The 23,584-nt window shown below is 42.3% G+C and carries 22 protein-coding genes and 1 pseudogene; 2 read left to right on the plus strand and 21 right to left on the minus strand.

What is annotated here, in order from left to right:
• Window positions 1-37: 37 nt before the first annotated feature.
• The 6 genes from K7I13_RS07020 to K7I13_RS07045 form a co-directional block, all read right to left on the minus strand.
• Window positions 38-352 carry an ArsR/SmtB family transcription factor gene (locus K7I13_RS07020; RefSeq protein WP_255949020.1) on the minus strand — a complete coding sequence of 105 codons (315 nt, stop codon included), beginning with the start codon at window positions 350-352 and terminating at the stop codon, window positions 38-40.
• Between the two features lie 100 nt (window positions 353-452).
• Window positions 453-1,790, minus strand: a complete 1,338-nt coding sequence (locus K7I13_RS07025; RefSeq protein WP_255949021.1) for an MATE family efflux transporter — start codon at window positions 1,788-1,790, stop codon at window positions 453-455.
• 40 nt (window positions 1,791-1,830) lie between these two features.
• Window positions 1,831-2,286, minus strand: coding sequence for a MarR family winged helix-turn-helix transcriptional regulator (locus K7I13_RS07030; protein ID WP_255949022.1), 456 nt, complete (start codon window positions 2,284-2,286; stop codon window positions 1,831-1,833).
• Window positions 2,287-2,739: 453 nt separating this feature from the next.
• On the minus strand, window positions 2,740-2,925 hold the full coding sequence (locus tag K7I13_RS07035; RefSeq protein WP_255949023.1) for a hypothetical protein: 186 nt from the start codon (window positions 2,923-2,925) through the stop codon (window positions 2,740-2,742).
• Window positions 2,926-3,050: 125 nt separating this feature from the next.
• Window positions 3,051-3,212, minus strand: coding sequence for a hypothetical protein (locus K7I13_RS07040; protein WP_255949024.1), 162 nt, complete (start codon window positions 3,210-3,212; stop codon window positions 3,051-3,053).
• Between the two features lie 188 nt (window positions 3,213-3,400).
• The gene (locus tag K7I13_RS07045; protein WP_255949025.1) at window positions 3,401-6,178 is read right to left on the minus strand and encodes a CHASE2 domain-containing protein; all 2,778 of its coding nucleotides are present in this window, start codon (window positions 6,176-6,178) and stop codon (window positions 3,401-3,403) included.
• A 145-nt stretch (window positions 6,179-6,323) separates the two neighbouring features.
• Between K7I13_RS07045 and K7I13_RS07050 the strand changes: the two genes are divergently transcribed.
• A complete protein-coding gene (locus tag K7I13_RS07050; protein ID WP_255949026.1) occupies window positions 6,324-7,160 on the plus strand; it encodes an MBL fold metallo-hydrolase in 837 nt (278 codons plus the stop codon).
• Between the two features lie 248 nt (window positions 7,161-7,408).
• Window positions 7,409-8,998 (plus strand): lysine--tRNA ligase, encoded by a 1,590-nt coding sequence (gene lysS / locus K7I13_RS07055; protein WP_255949252.1) that lies wholly within the window; start codon window positions 7,409-7,411, stop codon window positions 8,996-8,998.
• 169 nt (window positions 8,999-9,167) lie between these two features.
• Here the strand turns inward: lysS and K7I13_RS07060 are convergent, their stop codons facing one another.
• The 15 genes and pseudogenes from K7I13_RS07060 to K7I13_RS07130 form a co-directional block, all read right to left on the minus strand.
• Window positions 9,168-10,631: an alpha-amylase gene (locus K7I13_RS07060; RefSeq protein WP_255949028.1), complete on the minus strand. Its 1,464-nt coding sequence runs from the start codon at window positions 10,629-10,631 to the stop codon at window positions 9,168-9,170.
• 282 nt (window positions 10,632-10,913) lie between these two features.
• Window positions 10,914-11,780: a DUF4105 domain-containing protein gene (locus K7I13_RS07065; protein WP_255949030.1), complete on the minus strand. Its 867-nt coding sequence runs from the start codon at window positions 11,778-11,780 to the stop codon at window positions 10,914-10,916.
• 14 nt (window positions 11,781-11,794) lie between these two features.
• A complete protein-coding gene (locus K7I13_RS15885; RefSeq protein ID WP_255949032.1) occupies window positions 11,795-12,193 on the minus strand; it encodes a DUF4105 domain-containing protein in 399 nt (132 codons plus the stop codon).
• Between the two features lie 95 nt (window positions 12,194-12,288).
• Window positions 12,289-12,912 (minus strand): adenylate/guanylate cyclase domain-containing protein, encoded by a 624-nt coding sequence (locus tag K7I13_RS07075; protein WP_255949034.1) that lies wholly within the window; start codon window positions 12,910-12,912, stop codon window positions 12,289-12,291.
• 45 nt (window positions 12,913-12,957) lie between these two features.
• Window positions 12,958-13,095, minus strand: coding sequence for a hypothetical protein (locus tag K7I13_RS07080; protein ID WP_255949036.1), 138 nt, complete (start codon window positions 13,093-13,095; stop codon window positions 12,958-12,960).
• Window positions 13,092-13,352, minus strand: a complete 261-nt coding sequence (locus tag K7I13_RS07085) for a GNAT family N-acetyltransferase (protein ID WP_255949038.1) — start codon at window positions 13,350-13,352, stop codon at window positions 13,092-13,094. Before K7I13_RS07085 ends, K7I13_RS07080 begins: the two co-directional genes overlap by 4 nt.
• A 603-nt stretch (window positions 13,353-13,955) precedes the next feature.
• Window positions 13,956-15,173, minus strand: coding sequence for a GNAT family N-acetyltransferase (locus K7I13_RS07090; RefSeq protein ID WP_255949040.1), 1,218 nt, complete (start codon window positions 15,171-15,173; stop codon window positions 13,956-13,958).
• 111 nt (window positions 15,174-15,284) lie between these two features.
• A complete protein-coding gene (locus tag K7I13_RS07095) occupies window positions 15,285-15,971 on the minus strand; it encodes a hypothetical protein (protein ID WP_255949042.1) in 687 nt (228 codons plus the stop codon).
• Between the two features lie 15 nt (window positions 15,972-15,986).
• The gene (gene bla / locus K7I13_RS07100; RefSeq protein WP_255949044.1) at window positions 15,987-16,883 is read right to left on the minus strand and encodes a class A beta-lactamase, subclass A2; all 897 of its coding nucleotides are present in this window, start codon (window positions 16,881-16,883) and stop codon (window positions 15,987-15,989) included.
• Window positions 16,884-17,096: 213 nt separating this feature from the next.
• Window positions 17,097-18,035, minus strand: a complete 939-nt coding sequence (locus K7I13_RS07105) for a GNAT family N-acetyltransferase (RefSeq protein ID WP_255949046.1) — start codon at window positions 18,033-18,035, stop codon at window positions 17,097-17,099.
• Window positions 18,036-18,386: 351 nt separating this feature from the next.
• On the minus strand, window positions 18,387-19,157 hold the full coding sequence (locus tag K7I13_RS07110) for a class I SAM-dependent methyltransferase (protein WP_255949048.1): 771 nt from the start codon (window positions 19,155-19,157) through the stop codon (window positions 18,387-18,389).
• 47 nt (window positions 19,158-19,204) lie between these two features.
• A complete protein-coding gene (locus K7I13_RS07115) occupies window positions 19,205-19,606 on the minus strand; it encodes a GNAT family N-acetyltransferase (protein ID WP_255949050.1) in 402 nt (133 codons plus the stop codon).
• 720 nt (window positions 19,607-20,326) lie between these two features.
• Window positions 20,327-21,652: pseudogene (locus K7I13_RS07120) on the minus strand (methyl-accepting chemotaxis protein); the annotation flags it as partial.
• A gap of 79 nt (window positions 21,653-21,731) precedes the next feature.
• Window positions 21,732-22,535: a hypothetical protein gene (locus tag K7I13_RS07125; protein ID WP_255949052.1), complete on the minus strand. Its 804-nt coding sequence runs from the start codon at window positions 22,533-22,535 to the stop codon at window positions 21,732-21,734.
• Window positions 22,536-22,936: 401 nt separating this feature from the next.
• Window positions 22,937-23,461 carry a pyridoxamine 5-phosphate oxidase gene (locus K7I13_RS07130; RefSeq protein ID WP_255949054.1) on the minus strand — a complete coding sequence of 175 codons (525 nt, stop codon included), beginning with the start codon at window positions 23,459-23,461 and terminating at the stop codon, window positions 22,937-22,939.
• Between the last annotated feature and the right edge of the window lie 123 nt (window positions 23,462-23,584).

Below are 23,584 nucleotides of genomic sequence, written 5' to 3' on the forward strand. Positions count from 1 at the left end.
TAAAAATGATCCGGAGGAAGAACATATTTTGTGCAGCTCAACAAGCCTTGCCCTTGTCCGTTTTCTTCTTACCGGGAAGAGGAGTTAATTCACCAAGGAATTGTTCCAGCTGCTTTACCCGGCTTTCATTCATTGTATACCGCATCCACTGTCCGTCTTTGCGGCCTTCAACCAGCCCGCAGTCAGTAAGCATTTTCATGTGATAGGACAGGGTCGGCTGGCTTATATTGACTTCTTCCAGAATATTGCAGGCGCAGCGTTCATCATTGGAAAGCAATGAGAATATTTTCAGTCTTGTTTCATCTGATAAAACTTTAAACAGCAGGGCGTATTCGCCAAAGGCTTTTTCCATAAATTTATCTCCGAGATACATAGATAATTATCAATATACTTAATAAGGTTTAAAACTGTCAACAGTTTTTCCCATACCTTTTGCCCCGCCATGCCAGCTATCATGCATATTGGTACACAGGTTTCATTTTCCTGAAATAATAAATTGTCATTACAACTCCCAGTACCTCGGCAAGGGGTATGGCCAGCCAGACACCGGTCACACCCAGAATAAGAGGCAGAGTCAGAACGGCCGCCACAATGAAAATAAGGGTCCGGAAAAAAGATAGGATTGCCGAAACCTTTCCGTTATTGAGCGCCGTGAAAAGGGCGGAAGAAAATCCGTTAAAGCCCATGAACAGAAAAGCGACGGCGAATATCCGGTAACCCCGGACCGCCATGTCATAGACTGCCGTTCCCCGGGGAACAAAAATGCCGACCAGGATGTCAGCCAGCAGCAGACTCAGCGCAAAGGTAATGACCGATGCTGCCAGTATCGTATTGAGACTCAGACTGTAAATCTTTTTAAGACGGAAACTATCCTGCTTACCATAGTTGTAACTGATGAGGGGAGATATGCCAATGGAATAACCCATGTAGGCAGCCGATAGTATTCCCTGGGCATACATAATGATAGTGATGGATGCTACCCCGTCTGAGCCGGCCATGCGCATCAGAATATTATTAAGAAGCAAAGCCACAACGCTGGCGGAAAGACTGGTCACCATTTCAGAGGCGCCGTTTGAACAGCTTTTCCAGACAGCCCGGAGATCAGGAACCGGCTTTACGAGATACAGGCTGTCCTTCCGGTTTACGGCAAAGTAGAGGAGTCCTATAAGAGCCGGAATGGAATATCCGATCCCGGTCGCGATAGCGGCTCCACGCACACCCATACCAAACAGGGCGATAAAAACATAATCCAGTATGATATTTGTCACTCCGCCCAGAACAGAGACAATGAGACCAAGGTGGGGTTTCCCCACAGTAATGAATGACATCTGAAATATCATTCCGAAGACGGAAAAAGGCATGAGAATCAGTACAGGGCGGGCGTAGTCGGCGCAGTAAACAAACAGGGATTCATCAGCGCCGAGAAAGCGCAAAAGCGGGTTAATGAATATGAGGCCGAAAACGGACAGCAGCAGGCTCACGCCAAAGGCCACAGCGATGAGCAGGGAGAAAATCTGCCGCGCCCGCTGCTCCCGGCCCTCTCCGATCAGTTTTGCCACAAGGGCATTTCCGCCGGAACCGAACATAGTACCAATAGCCATGGAAAACATAATGAGAGGCATAATAAGATTGACTGCCGACAGGGCACTGGTTCCAACCAGCCGGGATACAAACACACCGTCTACAGATGAATAGATGCTCATAAAAATCATGGAAGCAATAGTCGGCAGTGAAAATCTAATCAGCATGCCAAACGAGATATTTTTGTCCAATACTTGGGTTCGATTCATAAAAACTGACTCTCCATAGTTTTTGGTAATCAGGACGGATTCAGATAAGAGCGCCGGCCTTTTTTTCCATTTCCTGCTCCAGGAAATTTCCATATACTGCCGTTGCCTCAATCATCTGGCGCATCATCCGCGGACCCATCCGCCGGATGACCGCCTCCTCGATTTCAAAAAGCGGGGCGAGCAGTTTTTCCGAATACCGCAGGCCCTTTTTAGTCAGAAGAATAATTTTCTCCCGTCTGTCTTCCGGGCTTGCTTCAAGAATGATGTATCCGGCATTCTTTAATGATGTGATTACATTGTTCACAGACTGCTTCGGTATTTCGAATTCTTCGCGGAACTTCTTCTGGGTAAGGGGACCCTCGGTAAGAAGGAGATACAGGATATCCATAGCATAATGATTGACTTTCCGTTTTTGGGCCCATTTACCATACAGCCCGTTTATTCTGCTCGTGGCCGAATTGATGGCCGTGATTTGCGCTTTAAATTCCGGTATCATTTCTTCTCTCCCTTGATTTGTATAAACAGTCTATAATAAAAATAGTCTTATACAGGACCAATATAGTCTTATTTGGGACTAATGTCAATATGTCTTTTAAATTCCAGACTGAAATACTTTTACACCGCCTATCGTGTTTCACGGAATAGCCGCTGGTAATGCTTATACAAATCGGGAAGCATAATTCCGGAGGTGTTTTTTCATCAGAAGTATTTGCCGGCCGGAGGACACAGGACATCGGAGTCCAGTATCCGCCGGAATCCATATTCCAGGTTCTGAATCTGCGGAAACCATCATTTTACAGAGCGAGGGAAATCGATACATACCAGAGGTCAATTCCCTGGTTTTTATCAGGGCCCGAATTTCAGCAATATTTGCTGCAGCGTTGCTGATATCTGTTTTTTCGGGGTAACCTTTCCCTGTTTTAGCCATTCCTCAAGAACACCGGATACACTAAACGTAATTTCTACCCTGCCATAGGCGGAAATTTTCTGCGGAGGCGTAAGCCGCAGGAGTTTTTTGCAGGCATAAACCAGTACCAAAGGCCAGGTAATGGATTGGAGCGATTGCGGCGCTCATCACTTTCTCAGCCTGCTTCTTGTCCAGATACCTGAATTCGTTTTTAAAAAAACTCACCATATCTGTTTCCTGATAATGGATATTATGAACAATTCACTGAAAAGACATACCTTAATCCGTGGAAAGAATTATTACTATAAAATCCGTTGCAGCTTTTATTTTTCAAAAAACAGGTGTATTATGTATTAGAGATTATGATGGTCACCCGAAACCGCTTTGCTTTTCTTTTTATATGCATTCTCGTTGCCCTGCTTTGCAGCGCCTGTTCCCTGCTTTTCTGCTCCGAATGTGACGGGTCCGGCAGATGCGCCCAATGTGACGGCGTGGGCTATTACTATGTCCGCCATAACGGGAAGGATTTTTACCCGGATTGCGCCGACTGCGCCGGTTCCGGTGACTGCCGTTTTTGCGAGGGTTCGGGGCGCACCTTATGATATCCTTCTTTGCCGAGAGAAAAAAACTGGTTTGTCCGCGTCTGCTGTTCTGAAATACACATAATTAATCCGGGATATAGCGTTATTCCAAAAACAAGAGATTATTTATTGGTCAGGTTAATAACGCCATCCCAGTTTTCAGGCGTACCGGACAGAAGAAATTCTCCGCACCGTTCGGCAAATACTCTTGAGGCCGCATCTTCAGGAAAATTTTCAAGGATGTCAGTAAAACCTGTTTTCGCTTCCGTAAACTTTCCCTTTAAATACAGGTCCATTACTTTGTTAAAGCTGTCCGCCATCCGGATATCCCGGGAGGAAAGTTCATCCCGGATACCCAGAATATTATAAAGCTGTACCGGTTGTTCTATACCCACTACGCGCACCCGATCCAGTCTCCTGCTGACAAGCGTGCCCTTGTGTTCACCACTGTCCGCCTCCCGCCATGTGGATTCGGAAACAAGGATCCATGTGCCATATACCTTATTGACACCTTCAAGACGAGCAGCAAGATTGACATCATTACCCATCATGGTATAATTCATTTTCATCTCTGTACCCATATTTCCCACAACCATATCTCCGGTATTCAAACCTATCCGGGTGAGAAGCGGCATCGGCGAACCGCCGCTTTGAAGAAGGGTCCTGTTGAGGTCCGCTTCAACCTGTTTCATCCTGACGGCCGAAATACAGGCCAGCCAGGCATGATCAGCGGAAGTTATGGGCGCGCCGAAAAAAGCTACAATAGCATCCCCAATATATTTATCAACCGTTCCCTTATTTTCAATCACACGGTCGGTCAGAAGAGTCAGATATTCGTTCAGAATAGCAACCAACTGCTTTGGGGTAACTTTTTCTGAAAGTGTCGAAAAACTTTTGATATCGGAAAAAAGTGCGGTGATCCGTTTTTCCTCACCGCCGAGAGAAAGTTTGCCCGGGTCTGCAACGATTTCATTTACCAGTTCAGGGGAAAGGTATGTAGAAAAAGCACGGCGGAGGAACCTCTTGTCTTTTTCCGAGAGAGCAAAACGGAAAGCGGCCTGAAAAAGAAAGATTATAAAAAGCATTATTGCCGGAGCGAGAAAGGGAGTATATAATCTGAAAACCATAAACAGCAGGAAAGGTATTATGAGAAACAGAAAAATTCCGGTACCGCCTGAAACATTTTGGACCAGCATTGACCGCCTGCGGCTGAACAGGGTCCAGAGCAGGGCAAGTATGACCGCAGTCGCAAAGGCAATCCGGCCGTTCACGGGAATTATGAATTGCTCCAGCATAATGGTATTGAACACATTCGCATGGATTCCTACCCCCGGATAGGCTTCTGAAAAAGGCATTACCCCTAAGTCGGTAGTTCCGGACGCGTTATTCCCAATAAGGCAGAATGAACCGTTATAGATATCCTGTAATTCCTGAAAATCCATCTGATATGCTTCATACCATTCCCGGAAAAGCCTGAAAGTATCGGCTGCATATTCAAAAACCTGCAAAAGAGCAGCCCCGCCGGTATACGTTTCTACAATGTCAGTTACTTCTTTCTCAAAATCCGGCGCCAGGAGGCGGCCGGTTTCAGCGAAAAACACAGAGCGTTCGCTGAAATACGCATCATAGTCAGTCCTTTCTCCTTCCAGAAGCCGGGCTTTCCATGTCGTAAGCTCAGTATAATGGTTGAGAAGAGATTCAGCCATATCGCAATAGGCAAGGGCTTTGCCGTCCGCATCATAAATGCGTATATCAGATAATGCCTGGAGACATCTTATCAAACCCTCCTCAATATAATCGATTGAACTGAGAAAATAGATTGATTGGTAGCGGAAACTTTCGATATATGTGACAGGCAGCCAGTTAATGAGCATATTACCGTTTTCATCCAGCGGTATTGTAATATTCCTGCGGAAACTCTCTCCGGGGACAAGCGCGTTCCGGATGACAAGACTGGAACGAGTACGCGCGACAGAGCGTGTATCAAAGATATCCAGTAATGGCGCAAGGACAAGCTGGCATACATAATTGCCTTTATATTCATATAATAGTCCGACACGGCGGCGGCTTCCGTCAGGATCAACAACAATATTGGTAAACCCCGCGCCCCGGGCGTGCTCGAGGACCGGATAGATTGCGGGACCAATACCGGGAGCTATACGCTGTTTTCTGTAATAAGAGAGTGTATCAGCCTGTATTGTTCCTGAAGGATCATTCACCTCTTCAGGGTGGAGAAGAAAACGCTCCACAGCAAAGTTTTCCAGAACTTCATCGGATATTCTATTAACCTGAGACGCATTAATAGTGAGATATACATCTCCGGCAAATCTGATTGCCTTGCCGAAATAATCATCGGTATTTTGGAAAATACCGGAAAAAATTGCATTGGAAAGTTCATCAAACAGGGGAGACATATGCGCGACAAGTTTCCTGCCGGATTCCGGTGCCGATTCAGGAGACAATTCCCCCTGTCCGATTGCTCCGGTAAGCGTATCTATCTGCTGTGAAAGGCCGGTTTTGAGCGACTCGAATTCCCCTGTTAGTTCATTTATGAAACTGTAATTGATTCCGGGCGGCGCCGGAGAAAGATATTCAATATCGACAACAATCTGTGACGCGCCAAGTTCTTTCATACGAATCAGGATATCGGCCATAATGCTTCTGCTCCAGGGCCACACACCTATCATTTCAAGGGCAAGGTCATCAATATTGACCAGAAGAACAGACTGACACCGAGGGGTATCAGGTTTTATTCTGAGCATCAAATCGTACACCTTCAGATCCAAACCTGAAAACACATTAAAAAGAAAGAAAAATCCAAAAAGAAATACAATACCGATTGTTATAAATATATCGTAATGGGACAGGCTTTTATTTTTCTGTTTTTTTCGGGCTGCCATATGTTTTCCATGTATTATATCACGAAACAGTAATTGCCGCAGAATTATTCAGCAAAAAAATTATATACTTGTTTTTGGATTAATTTGAAAGGTATATTTAAAGCTGCAGCGGAAAAAATTCCGCCCGCAATTCAGGAGGATTAAAATGAAGAAAATTGTATTCAGTGTTATTCTGTTGGGGTGCCTGACAGGACAGATTTTTTCGGATGACCCGGTGAATATTTTTTCCTATAAGGTGGGAAAATATGAGGTCCATATGCTGGTGGAAAACCGTTCCCAGAGCAGCAGCTCATTGTTAATCGGGGCCGATGAAGAAATGCTGAAAGAATATGTACCGGACGGGACTTACCCCTCAGAAGTAAATACCTTTTTGATAAAAACACCCAAACAGACCATTCTGGTAGATACCGGGTTCGGGACCACTCTTTTTGACAATCTGAAAATACTGGGAATCAGTCCGGACACAATTGATACTGTGTTAATTACGCATATGCACGGCGATCATATCGGCGGGCTGCAAAAGGACGGGAAAATGAATTTCCCGAAGGCAAAAATCTATGTGTCCCGGCAGGAAAAGGATTACTGGACCGATGAAAAAAAGATAGCTGCCCTTCCCGAGGCCCAGCAGCGCAATTTCAGAAATGCGCAGCAGGCGCTGGCTCCCTATGGCAGAAAAGTTTCAACCTTTGTTCCCGGCGAACTGGGTGCTAAAATAAAAGAAATACTCCCCGGGATTACACCGATTGCGGCTTTCGGCCATACGCCGGGACATACGGCTTTTCTGGTGACTTCGGACGGTGAACAGCTTTTGATCTGGGGGACCTGGTCCATGCAATGGTTATTCAGATTCCGGTCCCTGATGTATCGGTTACCTACGATGTTGATCCGAAAACGGCGGCGGAGACCAGAAAAAAAATATTCGCATACGCTGCTGAGCGGAATATTCCGGTTGGCGGAATGCACCTTATATATCCGGCAATAGGGACCCTGCAGACTGAAAGCGAAACAGGGTATTCTTTTACTCCCGCAGAATAATTCACCCGGACATTCCGCTGCCCCGGAAGGGCGGCGGATGAGGCCTCTGTCCTTCCCTTGTTACTATAGTCAAATAATTTAAATTATTCGACTATTTCCGGTTATAGGTGGTTCTGACACAAGGAACTAGTTAATTCCTTGTGTCAGAAACTTAAATTAATGGACTATAATACATATTTTGGCTATACTGCTGGTATTATGAATAATCAGAAACTTGCACACTGGGCAGACCAGACTGCCGAAAAAATAATCCGTGAGCGGGGTGACCTTGATCTTTACACCTGCGCTTCAGGAATTACTCCTTCGGGAGTAGTACATATCGGAAATTTCCGGGAAATTATTTCCGTTGAACTGGTAGTGCGGGCGCTGAAGGCTCGCGGTAAGAATGTACGTTTTATCTATTCATGGGACGATTATGATGTGTTCCGGAAAGTCCCGAAAAACATGCCCCAGCCCGAACTTCTTGAAAAATATCTGCGGTTTCCCATCACCATGGTACCGGACCCTTACGGAAGGGATGAAAGTTATGCGAGGCACCATGAAGTTGATGTTGAATCCATTTTGCCTGTTGTCGGGATTTTCCCGGAATTTCTGTATCAGGCTGACCGTTACCGTTCAGGGATGTACGCGGAAGGTATTAAAACAGCCCTGAATAAAAAGGAAAAAATAAAAGAATGTCTGAATGTACACCGCGATGAGCAGCACAAAATACCGGACAGCGAAGAATACTGGCCTGTTTCCGTATTTTGCGCGAACTGCAACAGAGACACCACCAGGATAGAAAGCTGGGACGGAGACTGGAACCTTTCCTACAGCTGCGACTGCGGATACAGCGAAACAGTCGATTTGCGAAAACCGAATGGAGTCAAGCTGGGCTGGCGCATTGACTGGCCGATGAGGTGGGAACGGGAAAAAGTAATGTTCGAGCCTGCGGGAAAAGACCATCATTCCCAGGGCGGATCCTTTGATACGGCCCGGCTTGTTGCCAAAGAAATTTATAACTGGGAAGCCCCTGTTACTTTCAGGTATGACTTTATCGGAATTAAGGGGTCGGCAGGAAAAATATCCTCATCATCCGGAGAGGTTATTGCACTCCAGGATGTTCTGAGAGTATATCAGCCGGAAATTACCCGCTATCTCTTTGCGGGAACACGGCCGAATACCGAATTTGTTATCAGTTTTGATCTTGATGTAATAAAGATATATGAAGATTATGACAAAACGGAACGGATCGCCTGGGGCGCCGAAAGGGCAAAAAATGATGAGGTTCTTGAAAAGGAAAAGAGAATTTATGAACTCTCACAGGTTTCAGGAATGCCCGAGTGTATTTCCTACCAGATTCCTTTCAGGCATCTGTGCAATCTGCTCCAGATAAACGACGGAAACATTGAAGCCGTAATTTCCGGCCTGCCTGATGTTCAGGCAGGGCAGATCGAGCGGCTCAAAACAAGGGCCGCCTGCGCATGGTACTGGATTACTGAATGCGCTCCCGATGACTTCCGTTTTTCACTCCGGCCGGAAGGCGAAAAAGCCGGTATTTCCGGCGCAGCTCTGAACGCCCTTATGAAAATCAGAAACGATCTTCTGCCCCGGCTTGATGAACTTGATGAAAAGGCGGTTTCGCAGGTGACATATGATATTGCTGCGGCCTGCGGTATTGAGCCGAAAGAGCTTTTTACCGCGACCTACCAGGCCCTGATTGGCAAAGACCAGGGCCCCCGGCTCGCGAGCTTTATGAAGATTATAGGAAAAGACAGACTGGAAAAAATTCTTTCCGCATATTAATACCGGAACCCCATACACCTGAATTGCAATATCCAGGTGTATGGAATTTTGCAGGTCATTTAGCTTAAATACAGTTTTTATGTGTATATATGCTATACACATAAGAGAAGGAAATAATGTGTATGCTGTATCCGTTTTCCGGAACAGATACAGCATGTATTTCTATACGCTATTTCCCTTTCTTTTCACGCCTGTCGGCAATCCATACGGAAACCGAACCGCCGTTTACCGGGAAGGTAGCGTTTCCATCAGCTTCAATTGTGATACTATCCATCCGGTTGCCGGTGCAGTCATAGAATTTTGTTCCGGCAAATTTCTGTCCCACATACATCCGCTTTGATCCCTCGCTGCCGTCTGTCATGACTACCGCAAGCCCCGAGTCCTTATGTTCATCATCGCCTTCCCTTGTCCAGCCGATGGTATTCGGATGATCAAAATAGTCGTTCTGCTTTCCGTAGGCGAAATGTTTTCTTGCATGTACCATGGGCGCTATTTTTTTCCTCATCGGTTTTATCTTGTCATGAGGAATTCCATAATAGTCACCGTAAAATACACAGGGGTATCCGCCTTCCCTTAGAAGTATCAGGGCGTATGCAAGCGGCTTAAACCATTCCTGTACCCATGACTGAAGGGCCTGGCCCGGCTGTGTGTCATGATTATCAACAAAGGTAACGGAATTATACGGATTGTCCTGGGTCAGGGTTCCGTCAAATATTTTTCTCATATCAAAGCTTCCGTTGCTCTGCGAAGCGTTGACAAAATTATAGTGCAGCGGAACATCAAAAAGCGAAAGCGCGCCTTCAGTTGTATCTACATAGTTTTTGAGAGCGGCATAGTCAGCGTTCCAGTATTCACCGACAGTAAACAGTTCTTCCTTCTTTTTTTTACGGACTTCTTTCAGCCAGTCATGAACAAAGGTAAACTGCATATGCTTAACTGCGTCAAACCTGAATCCGTCTACTCCGGTTTCTTCAATAAACCACAAACCCCAGCGTATCAGTTCTTTCTGGACATCAGCGTTTTCAAGGTCAATATCAGCTCCCATAAGGTAATCGAAATTTCCTTTTTCCGCATCAACATCACTGCCCCAGTGTTTCCCCTTGAATTTATATATGCCCGACTGGTCTTTTTTTTCATCCCAGTCTATACCGGTAAAATGATACCAGTGCCATTCAAAAGCCGAATACCGGCGGTGTCTCCCGGGAAAAGTAAAATGAGTCCAGGCTACTATTTTTTTTTCGCCGCCTTCTTCTTCATTCCTGTTGTCCGGGTTTACTTCCTTTACTGTTACAGTTTCCGTACTGTCCGCACCCATCTTATGGTTGAGTACTACATCAGCATATATCTGCAGGCCGTGACGGTGGGCTTCCCTGATAGCGGCATGCAGCTCTTTTTTTGTGCCGTATTTTGTTTTGACGGTACCCTTTTGCCGGAATTCGCCCAGGTCGAACAGGTCATAGACGCCGTAGCCGACATCATATTTTCCTGAGCTCCCCTTATATGCGGGAGGTATCCAGACCCCGGTGAAGCCGTCCCGGGCAAGCTGTTTTGATCTGTCCCTGAGCTGGTTCCAGTGGTGGCCGGGCTTTAAATACCACTCGAAAAACTGAATCATTGTTCCATTTGTTCCCATAAGTTTTCCTTATATAATGTTTTGAAATGGACTGTTCCCTGCAGAAACATATCCGGATAAATTCAAGATAATTCATGATGGGCGGGGAGGCAAATTTTATGCTATCTTTTTTGCGTAAACAGACCCGGTAAAGGCGACGGAAATAAAAGAAATAACACAGGACAGTATTTTAAGGTATTTATTGGAAAAAAGCAGTTATGTGTGAAAGGAAAGAAGGGAGGTGAAAAGAATGGGCGGGCCTGTAAATATATTTTTATGGAACTGCCGGAAAAATAGCCGGGATTATTTTTTCCGCTGAAAATAATTCTGAAGAAAAGGCCTGTTTTTTTCAAAATCCCAGCTCAAAATAATAGCGATGAAAAGCATTACCAATTGCAGAGACTGATTCTGCTGATAAAGCGGAGGGAATAACCCGAGAACTGCGGTGATCAGGTCCGATACAATAATGCAGGACCATAATATACCGAGAACCTTTTCGGCGCGGCGCATGCCTGCGATAACACAAATGCCAAGCGGCAGTGCGGCAAGAATGAGCGGGTTTATAAACAGCAAATTATAATTGCTCCGGAAATAATCATGATTCATGAAAAATGCAACAAAGAACAGGATCAAGCCGGCGCCGCCAAAAAACAGACCGAAAAGGCTCTGTAAAAGTCCCCACAGAACTCTGCCTGGAAAAGGGTGCTTTTTTCTGAACCGTAAAATAAAAATCATAAAGACCGCAAGGATCGCCCCAGCGGGAACGATCATAACCCACTGGCTGCGCGGGTTATTGAGAACAGGGGGCCGGTTTTTTGAGGCGTTGAGAAGTTCAACCCCGGATACCAAGCTGCGTTCCGCTCCGAAACTGTCAGTATATGAGAAATCCGAAATAACCCGTCCTATTTCTGCGGGCAAAAACATTTCATCCCAAACAGTCAGAGGTTTATCAAGTTCCTTCCCCATCAGAAAAAAAAGGAACCCGTCGGAAAAAGGCCTGAACCATGTGAACCTCCTCAAATGGTCCCTCAATGAAAACCGGCCTTCAGAATCACCGAAGCGGGCCTTTAACTGCCCGCCGGTACCCATATCAATAATATCCCGTATGCTTGTTGCGCAGTTATCCCGGAAGGGATGATATGTATAGTAGCTGTTCTCGGGGAGTACCATAGTGTCGGCATAAGTCAGAATAAGTTCTTTTTTTCTGGTTCAAGATCAAGCACATAGAGAAGAACATCTCTGTCATCTTCAGCAAACAGATATATATCAGCCTGCGCAGAAGACACGGCGCATCTGTACCGTACCTTGTTTCGAACCCAGTCATATAAAAAAGAATCGCTCCGGTATGAAAAAATCCCCCAGTCATATATCCGCGAAAAATCAAGCGAGGTATTCTCTATAATTAAGGCGGCATGCCCCCACCAGATAAAAATTTCATCACTTGGCCCCGTTACCAGTATCTTGAAAACAAGATCTTCATATAAGTCCTTTTCCGAGGCCTGCGCAGTTAAGCATATGGAAAAAACCAGTATAACGGATAAAATGGCTGGTTTATAAAACAGAGATCGGAAAGCATGGATCATTTTATTCTCCGGTGTTGTATATATTTTCCCGGCACAGGCAATGTTATTGGCATCATTATAAAAAAAATTACTGGAGCGTAATATCCGCTTTTCAATTATTTTGCATTTCCTAACTCAAATATTATTATATCCTTATTGTCGGAAAAACCTTTTAATTCAATTTGATCAAAATGCAGTTTGTTTTTCAGATTGCTTTTTTTTATAAAGCTTTCAATATTATCTATCAAATCATGATCTATAATAATTTGTTCATTATTGCCATAACTGCATAATCTTGCGGTAAAATTGATTCTATCGCCTATGTAATCAAAGGACATACCCTTAATATTAAAACGTTCCGTTTTTCCGAAAGAAATACCATAGCTGAATTTTATTTTTTTCGGTTCATGGAATTGACTGCTTTCTATGTACTCATTGAATGTTTTGTTAAACAATATACATTTTTCCATCAGGTCTTCGAGTGCGGTCCCAAAGGTTTTCGGAGTATACTCTTTTACAGCAAAAAAACCATCGCCAAGAAATTTAACAACCCTGTTTAATAAAACTTCCTGTTTTGGAGATCCGAAAATAGTATATGCCAATTCATAAATATAGGAAATAAGATCCCGTACTTCCAATTGATATTTACCGGCCCAATTAGTGAATCCTCGAATGTCTGCAAAAAGATAAAAAGCCTGTCTGGTCTCAAAGCTTTGGATTTTTGGTGATTTATTGCTCATAATGTCCCTTTATAGTTTTCATTTTGCCTTACACAGATGTTTTTTTTATTGCATGTGAAATACATAACCGACTCCCGGATATATTTTTTCATCAAGATCAAAATCTTTTCTTTCTTTAATTATGCCGCCATTCTTTTGATAAAAACCATTATTCGGCAATCCTTCTATTGTCCAGATTATCATAGTTCGGCATTCTTTTTTTTATAAAATAATTTCATATGCTCCAGCAATTCCTTTCCTATACCTTTCCCCTGCTGTTCAACAGCTACATATAACGCCAATATTTCGCAGTCATATTTTTCATTATTCAGACTTCCAATAACAAATCCTTTTACGATATTCTGTTTTTCATATACAAAAATATCTTCCTTACCCATACTGTTTATGAATTTTTCTTTTTGTTTTTCTACGTTTCTTTTTTCCAGAAATTCATCAGCCACAATCCCTTTGTAAGATATTTTCCATGCATTTACATTTATTTCCGTGATAGTCTGAATATCGTTATAATGAGCTTTTCGTATCATATTCCCTGCAAGTAATTTAAAACTGATCCGCAATTTTTGTATATGACCATTTTTTCTACGCTGCTTTTTTTATTATTGTTTTAAATGCGGATATATGCTTTTTTATTTATTTTATTTATTTTATTTAATAACAGCTTCTATCCAATTATTATCAAAATGATCTTTTATAATAATTCCGTCATAATCTTTTTCAGGATTTTCAGCTGATTACAGGTTTGTACTGATGTAATGTGAATTTGCTGATAATGAAATGCTTCCAGCTTCTTTTCAAGTTCCTTATGCTCATTGCATCCAATTATTTTGTATACAGCAGACAGGTTATATTTCGAAAACGCCAAGTCACAATAACGGATTTTGTCTTCTATATGTATTTTGCACGAATAAATGGAATTATCGGTTATATCCATTCCCATATTTCGGCGTAACCAGCAGCAGAGTACAGTGTATAGTACCTAAACAGAAACTGTCCGAGAATAATGTTTTTTATTCACTTACTCAATTTTTTATTTCCGGAAAAAGTTAAAAATAATCAGAAATATTGGGTTTTTCTCTGGGGATAATCTGCTCCAGCAATGCTATTGTTTCGTTATCAGTTTTGATCCGTTCCATAGTATAAAGATATTCCGGCCGCTTATACCCAAGGAGCAAGGTGGTGAGAGTTCCAATACCAAGAGACACTGTTTTCCCTGCACCTTCCTTGCGTGTAACTGAAACAGCGCCGGAATCAAATCGGACTGTAAATACACGATTATTCCATTCCAGGAAATCATCTTTAACAATAAATGAAATTGTTTCACTCAGATTTCCCGTGATAAAATGATATTGCTCCAGAAATTTTTCAACATCAATAATTCGCCCCATAATATAGGGACGGATGGTTTCCTTAATATCGCTGTCTTCCAGCCAGAAAGCGATTGATTCACCGGAATAATTGTTGCCTTCTACAGTGTCAACCATGGAATCATGAGCGCCGATATACTTCCACAGGCCCTTCCATGCTTCGACATCCAGGTACACTATTTCCTTAATATGCATAATATCGTCTTTGAGCATATAAACCATATAACCTGTCGGACGGGAGTCTGCAGTATAATATACAGCAATTTCAGTATCATCCGTATCCCATCGCCAGTATTCTTCCCAGGCCAGATCATTTCGTAATATGCTTCCGTGTGTTTTCAAGGCAAAATTCCGATAGAGTTTCATAAAATCAGAACTGTCTTCTGCAACCCTCCGTACATAACCGGGCGCGGAGATATTTTTTGGCAGTTGGGTATCCTTAATATGAAAAGTCATTTTATCGGAAATTATCTCCCAGCCTTTGTGCCTGTAAAGCGGAATTGAATACGGATAAAGCAGGGAAATGCTCTGGCCCCGCTCTTTCATTTCTTCGAGGCTTCGCTTCATTAAACGGGACATAAATCCCATTCCTGTATATTCAGGATAAGTAGCGACACTGGTTATAAATCCCATATCAAGGATATTCCCATGGATGTTCATTTTTAAGGGATAAACAGCAAATTGAGAAACGAGTTTATCTCCATCAAAAAAACCCAGCACCTGGGCTTTCTCCAGAACCGGAAACTTTGATTGCAGGATATCATTGTTATCCCAGCCATAATCGAGAAGCGTTTTTTCAGTAACCTGAAAAGCGTAACGCAAAAGTCCATCATACTGTTCCAGATCTTCAGGTCCGAGTTTCCGTATATGCATATTTTGTAAAGTATTTTTTGACATAGTACACCTCCTGCTATTGCAAAAAAAATATTGAGCTGTTTGAAAAGAACGGTTTTGAAAAAACTGATGTTTTATAGGCGCGGTTCACTGTATAGTCTGCTGTTACTTTTATCATTCCGTAGCGGACGTCTTTACTTTTACAACAAACCATGGCACCGGTTCACAGCCTATTTCCTGATTGTTTAAGGCTTTTAAAACAGGATCCCAATCAGAACATTCATCAAATAGCCCATATTCATTTATTCTGATCCCGAACTTATTTGATAATTCTTCCTCAATACTGTGGCAATGAAAACTGTGAAAGTCTCCGCTTATTTCCATGCCTATCAGATCGTATCCGAGTAATAGTTCATCATTGTTTTCTTTTATTTTTTTATCCAGTATCTGATAAATACCTATTTCATTTTCACTTTTATTCTTTGGCTTGAAGTATTTTATTAACCGATTAGTTTCGTTTTCATCAAAGTAAATAGAAAATCTTTTTACTTCACTAAATGAATCAAAAAAAAAATTAAAATCTTCCGCATATTCTTTTCTGAGAAATACATCCGGCCATCTTATGCTGTTTGTATAATTATCCTCAACCCATTTTTCAATCATCTTTGAATTTTTATTATTACGACCATATTTTACGGCATAATTATTATCCTGTTCATCCAAATAAAAAATCCCTGAAAATAATTTAACAAGATTTTTATTAATGCAATGACTGCATGAACAAATCAATTTGTTTTTATAGTTTTCATATTCCTGCGGAACCAATGCCATAACATAATAACCGCCTAAATAATATTCCATTTCCTTTTCCGGTTTTTATTTTTCCCGCTGAACACAATAATCCCAGGCTAATTTTGAAACATCCGATATTATTTTCTCGTTTACGGCATTATTTTCTTTCGAGTCAGAAACAAAAACACTTATCGTAAAATGTTTTCCATTTGGTAAAACCACAATTCCAATATCATTGATCGCGGCTGTTACGCCGTCTTTACTCGTGCCGGATGTTCCCGTTTTATGGGCGACTACAGTTCCTTTTGGGAGCTGTCCCTTAATCCGGTTTCCGCCTGTGGATGTTTCCGCCATTATTGTCCATAGAAAATTATAACTTTCTTTTGTTAGTAATTTTCCCGAATAAAAAATTTCCAGTAAACCTATAGCGGCAAGAGGCGTTGTCCAATTTTTAAATTGGGCATCCCAGTCAAGGTGCATTTCTTCCTCGTTAACCTGAATCGCAACATCGGAAACTCCTATAGAATGAATATAATCATTCACCGTTTTTGTGCCGCCAATCAGCCTTAATAAAATATCGCAGCCATTGTTATCACTGTCCGCAACTGTATATTTTATTATCTCAGATAATTTCACTTTACAATTGCCGTTTGGATATTTGTCACGGATAGGACTCCATGTATCAGGCAGAAGCTGTTCTTTGGGAATAAATATTTTCTGATTTAATTTCAAATTGCCTTTATCAACTTCGTTCAATACAGCTAAGGCTATGTGAAATTTAAAAACACTCTGCATAGGGAAATGCGCATTTCCGTTAATGTTCAAAATATCCTTGCTTTCCTCTCCATAAATCGCAATCCCGACAGTTGCCTTTTTGCCGGAAAGAATCTGTTCAATATTTTTCTGTAAATTCTCTGTCTGCGCAAAAACTGAAGATGTAATCAATAATAGTAAAATATACATTGTAAACTTTGTTTTCATCTTTTCTCCCCGATTAAAAAAATAATCCCGAATGGTATTCTGTTTAAAACTAATTTATACTGATAATATCACTATTCATTAATAACGCCAACTGATCTGTTTTTTCTTGTTGAGTTTATTTAAGCAGAATTAATTTTTAAAATACTGGCAAAAAATAAATTTGCCAGTATGTATGTTTTTTGCGGTTTTTTACTTTACTAATTCTTCACCGATTTATACTGATGACCAAAACCAAAAGGAATGTTCTTCTTTTGGTTCAAACCCCAAATCCCAATAAAATGGCTGATCACCGCCTATTATTTGAGTACACCCGTATTTACGTGTCCGGTTGATGCCTTCTATTAACAAGGCCTTACCTAATCCCATTCGCCTATACCACCAAACTGTTCCAAGAGGTTCTAAGATTGCTGTTTTGGATCTTTCGCTGACCCAGAAATTTGCAAGCCCGGCGGGTTGTCCTTCTGAGTCAAACAGAATTAAGTCAAGATCAGGCCGGTAATCTGGCATTGTGCGCAATTTGGCAAATCCTTTTTCACAGCCATCATTACCTTGATAATATCTGAAAGAATGGTTGTGTGCCAAAGCTGTATAAAATGGGGAGACTGTCCGGGCGTCTCTGATTGTAAAGCCATCCGGTAAAACAGGTGTTTCAGGCTCCGCTGGATAGGATTTAATCATTATGCGGGAACGGTCATCAGTTTTTTTGTAGCCGCGTTTGGATAAAAAAGCGGATAAAATCAAATCATCTTTCGGAACGCACAGTTTGTAATTATTGCTCTTATGATCATCTGATACTTTGCTGGCGAAATGTTCAGCAAAATCGCACATTCGTCCGATTAAATCGTCTGTCTTGACATCATCGGAGCGGAAGAGAAAAAATGCTTCTCCCCAGCGAGTAGCTCCCTCCGTTAAAACCAATGAGACAATACCGGACTGATCTTCCCACAAGCCGCATGTACGCTCAAATCCTCCTTCTAATCCATTATCAACAAAAGGAATATGCAGACTGAGGCAAAACTGAAAGCGGACTCTTTCGTAGGGAAGATAATCATTTTGTTCTTTGTTTCTCAGAAATTGATATATACGGCCAAAATCGGCGGATGTATAAAACGAAAATGCAGGTTTTTTGCTGTTTTCCTTATTAACAGACATATTTGCTCCTTGGTAAAGTAGAATCTTCAAATAAATATATACTTCTCACATTTGCAATAAATACACTTTGTGAGGAAGTCATGGTATCCCTTAAAAATAATTATGGGGAATATTAGTACAGGGATTTATTAGAAAGATTTTACTGCTCCATTTTGTCTGTTCGCAACCTCTTTTTTGAGATTACATTATTTTTCTTATTATATCAATACGTCATAATGCCTGGATGGATGCGGGACATTATTAAGGGTTCATATTTTTATTTTGCCTGATGCCACTGTACGCAACAGCTTGCCTGCCCGAATAAAGACAAAAGCCGGCAAGCTGCGGGAAAAGCGACATACACCAATTATTCTATTTATATTTTTTTCCAATATAAAACACATATCCATAATACTGTTTATATTTTGAATACAACTCTTCTTCATACCTCATAGAGGATACAAGAGCTTCCGCAGTTTTGTCTCCTTCATGTGCTTTCAAAAATTCCTCTTGGTGCATTTTCTGCGGAATAAAATAATTATCTATCCAACAGGTTTCAGGCAGCGTAAATGCGGCAACAGGAATATAACCTGCTTTTTGCATTTTCAAAATATTATGTCCTATTGTGCCAATTTCAGGAACAGCATCAATCCACCACTTTTCAATTTCAGTCGGACGCTCATCGGTAAACCATGACTCATAGGTTACGGCAACATAACCGCCTGTTTTGAGAAAGCCCTTCCAGTAATTCAGACCTTTTTCAAAACCGATATTGGCAATAGCGCCCTCGGACCATATAAGATCAAGTTCGTCATTCCGGAACGGTAAACTATCCATTGAACCGACAATACCTTTTACCCTGTTATGCAAACCGAGTTTTCCGGCAGCTGCGTTCAGTCTATCAATCGAACCCGGGTAAAGGTCGAGGGCAGCAATAGTTCCTTCCGTATTTTGCGCAAGAACCATGGTCTGACTGCCCGAGCCGCAGCCTAAATCGGCTATTTTTGATTCCTTTGACAGATTGCTGATAAAACTTAACGCCCTTATGGTTTCTTCGGGACAACCCGGACCCTGCCGTTCCATCCCTGCAAAATATTCATTGATGAGGGTAAAATCAAATTCGTGCGCAGCCTCTTCTTCCATTTCAACTCCTTCTATTTCAGTTTGGTTTGCTTTTCTTTTTTCAGTTTCTATAATAATTTTTTCCTGTAATCCCCTTCTTTTATTTTTACAAACCCATTGCTCAATAATGTTTTTATAGATGCTATATTTTCAGAAAGAGGATCAGCAAATAATTCTTTTCCGCCTATTTCGATTATTTTTTCTTCCAGTTTCTTTACAATTATTTTTCCGATTCCTTTATTCAGATATTCTTCTTCGCCTATCAAATATCCTATTCCATAGGTATGATTTTTATCAAAAACTTCTCCATATACTTCCTGCAAAAAATAGCAATCTTCATACTGGCAAAAACCAATTTGTATATCATTACAATATACAATAAAATGTTTTATAAAATTAAATTTCCCATTCCTGTTCTTAATTTCTTCCAGCCAATCCTCTTTTCTCCATCTCCATTCGGACACAGCCATTTTTTTATATATTCTTTATCCAGCCATTTACTGAAAATAGCTATATCGCTATCCGACAAAGGTTGTAATACAATTTTATTTTCATTCATATTTATAAAAGCCTTTTTATACTTATGCAAGGGTTTTCACAATAATTCAGACCAAAATTCGCTTAATGTCTCAGGTTTCTTGGACATTGGGAGGTGCCGAATAAGCAAAGCGCTGCTTTGCAGGTCATACAGTAATTCTATATTTTGTTTTTTACCCTGGTTTCTTTTGTCAGTATTTCTACTGATTTTTCTTTTACAATAATCACTTGATTATTTCTTATTGGTTTTAATTCTAATTTGATTGAGGAGAATCTTGTCAGGAACCCGAATTTTAATTCTGCCCCAAAGGAACCTCCGGTCTGTACCTTAAAAAATGCGGAACCGGACCGTTTTTGTTATGATTCATGTTTCTTATATCCGGACAAGTCTTTACCTCCGCGCTGAAACAAAATCAAACTAAGATTTCCCGGTTTCCTGTATTGCCCAAAAAATTGCCTGCCACTTTACCGGCTCTTTCTATGTACAGGCTGATGCCGAATCCGGCAGCATCGGAGGTGACGGGAATAAAAATCAAAATTCAGATTATATATAACAAATGAAAACCTCTAAAAATCCAACTGTGTTTTTAGAGGCTCCCAAATTATTGAAGGGAATTTTAACAGGAAAAAAAGGAATTCACAGAGCGGCGGTTTTATTCAACCTTAAACCGCGATACTTCCTTTACCAGCAGCTCTATGTTTTCACGGTTCTTCACACTTATCGCATTTACGCGGGTTACCGCTATGTTTATCTGATCCGCTCCTGCCGCCATCTCATTCATTCCTCCGCTTATCTCCTTCGTCATCATCTCAAGATTCTTGCTTTCCTGGATCACTTCCTTGCTGCCATCAAACATTTCCGTCGAACCCTCTTTCACCTGCTGTGTTATCTCATTGAGCCGCGCTATCGCTTCCAGAATCTGTTTGCTCCCCTGACCCTGTTCTTCCATCGCGTTCCGGATGTTCTCTTCCTGCTGCGCCACCGTCTTTACACCGCTGTCGATCAGCTCGAACTTCTTCAGTACGTTGTCTGTGGACGCTGTTATTTTGTCTATCGAAGCCTTAATCTTCTTCAGCACTGTGCTGATCGTCTTTGACTGTTCCCCGGAGTTCTCCGCCAGTTTCCGTATTTCATCCGCCACTACCGCAAAGCCTTTTCCCACATCTCCGGCGTGCGCCGCTTCTATGGCCGCGTTCATCGACAATAGATTTGTCTGACTTGCTATGTTTTCCATTACCGAGTTGATTTCAAGCAGCCCCTCCGATTCCCGGGCTATTTCCTGAATATCCGACACAACATCCTCAAGCCCGCCCCGGCCAACTTCCGACGATTCTATCAGTTCCTTCACATTCGCCCCGTTGTTTACCAGTGTCTGTGTTACAGAATGGATATTGGCGAGCATTTCTTCTATCGCTGATGACGATTGCACGACACTCGCGCTCTGGTTTTCCACATGACCGTTCAGCTTATCGATATTCACCGTGATCTGTCCCATAGCCGTGTTCGTTTCCGTTACACTTGCGCTCTGGCTGGTGACCCGCCCCTTGATATTCAGGACATTCTCTGTTATCTGATTTATCGCTGCCGCAGTTTCCGTCATGTTGCTTGACAGTTCGCTGCCGATGTCAAACAGCGCTCCCGTCTGGTGTTCTATCGTTATGACAAGGTTCTTTATTTTTTCCAGTGTCTGGTTAAAATAATGCGCAAGGCTCCCCACTTCGTCCTTTGAATTGATGTTGAGCGTCCGCGTCAGATCACTTTCACCTTCGGCTATGTCTTTCAGGTTTTCCGTTACCCTGACAATCGGGTTGGTCATACTCTGAAGCACGAGGAAAATAATGACCGCCACAGCCAGTATCGCTATTCCTGCCACGATCAGGGTAAAGCGGGTAAGGTCCTTTACGTCGGCAAGAATGTACGATTCCGTGGCGGCGACCATGACCGCCCATGACATGGAGGAATTGCCGATCTGGAACGGAGTTATTACCATCTCCACGTTGGTATCAAGGACAGGCGCGTAGGAACTGCATTCAAACGGCTTTCCTTCACGCACGGCTTCAGCCGCGGCATGTATATAATTCACCGTAGATAGTATCAACCTCGGCAAGGTTCTTTCCCACCCGATCGGGCTGATAACTGCCCAGAATAAATCCGCTCTGGCTGTAGATCGACATCGCGGCAATTTCATCCCCATGGCCTTGCAATAATTCCGTCACCGAGGGCTGCACCGCGTCTATAGACAGGAGACAGCCAACCCGTGCCACCGTCTGTCCGGTTTCGGTGTTGACAACAGGAATCGCCATTTTAACAAGATACGTATCTTTGCCGTTTACTTTCGCGGGGACAGGCTCAAACACCATATCCATCTGCGCAGTCGCGCCGTCCATATTAGCTACCGCGGTATCAATTTCATCCTTGGGTACTGCGTCGCCTTGTATTACCGATCCTTCCTTTGTATAACGTATGGCATACTGCCCCGTAGGGGACGAACCTTGCCTGCCTGTATATTGGCGGTCCATGCCGTCGACACCGTTGACCCGCCATACCGTATATATTGAAGTCATCGCAGGCTCGCCCGCAAGAACACCGTGAAGCAGCGTGTCGTAGCGGTTCCGTCTGAGTTCCGGCTCAACGGTCTCATAGTCCTCCATGACGCTCGCCACCGTACGCAATACCCGAATGAAGGCGTCTTCCCTCCCCTTCCAGTGCTCCGCCTGTACTGCGGTCAGATATCTGATCGCGGTTTTGCTTTGCCTAAGGCTTATACCGGAAGCTGTTTGTAAAAGCGTAAAAGAAATTCCAAAAACTAGCGCCACCATAATTACGATTACAATAAGGCTGAGTTTGAATTTCAATTTCATTTGTATACCCCCATATCCTTTGTAAGGTTTCATAGCTATGATAAAATTGATAACAGTAAAAACCCCGGCATCCTTGCGCCGGGGTTTTATCATAGATAATATTATTCTGGGTGGTATTCTGATATCTCTATTTTGCCTTGTCAAGATGGATTCACAATATATGAGCGGGCTGCCAACATTTTTAACCAAAAACTAACAAAGTGACTGAGCTGCAGGCATTCAACGGTAATTCTACCGATCCCGCCGCTGTTTTAATATTCTCCTTATAAGGCTATTCCTGGTTATTTCATAAAAAATCAGAAAAACAAAGCAAAAATCTCAGCGGAGCCATTAATACTGTGAAAACATGGACCCGTAGCGTCCTGTTTACGCCGCAGGCATTTCCTGCCGCGGATTAATATTTATTTAGCTGCGGCGTAAATCCTTACCCCTTCAAAACTATATGTTTCAATAATATCCACATCAATGTAAAAAACCCTTAAGAGAGGATTGTCAGCGTTTTGGAAATTTCTTTTTGCATAATAGTTAGTTTCCAGAGCTTGTTCTATAAGAGCTCTGTCTTCAACAAAAACAACTTTCCCGTTCAAGGATAATACCGGTTCGAAATCTTCCGGAAATGTACAATACGAAACATATGGATTAACAAGAAGCTGCGTGTATAATGGCTTGTCATTTGTTGTACAGAAATAGACCCGGTTTCCTTCAGCAAATGAAAACGTCATTATTTGCGTCCGCAACCCTTCGCCATAATGGTTTGCCAAAACACCATTTCGATAACCTTCAAGAATAGGGACAAACTCGCTCAAATTCTTTTTTTCCAAATTCTCTTCTGCGATAACACCCTGTTTTGCTGTGCATCCCATAATTGAAAATAATACAATAGCAATAATTCCTATTATGCCCTGCATTTTTCTTTTACTATTCATCATGACCATCCTTTTTATTATCTCTTAATAACAGATAAGTTCAGTTTTATCAAGATCTTATTTTAATCTGTCCGGTTGAAACCGCATCACATCTTCATAAACAGCGATCATTTTGGACGCAAG

Source organism: Brucepastera parasyntrophica, from assembly GCF_022376835.1.
GTDB lineage: Bacteria > Spirochaetota > Spirochaetia > Treponematales > Treponemataceae > Brucepastera > Brucepastera parasyntrophica.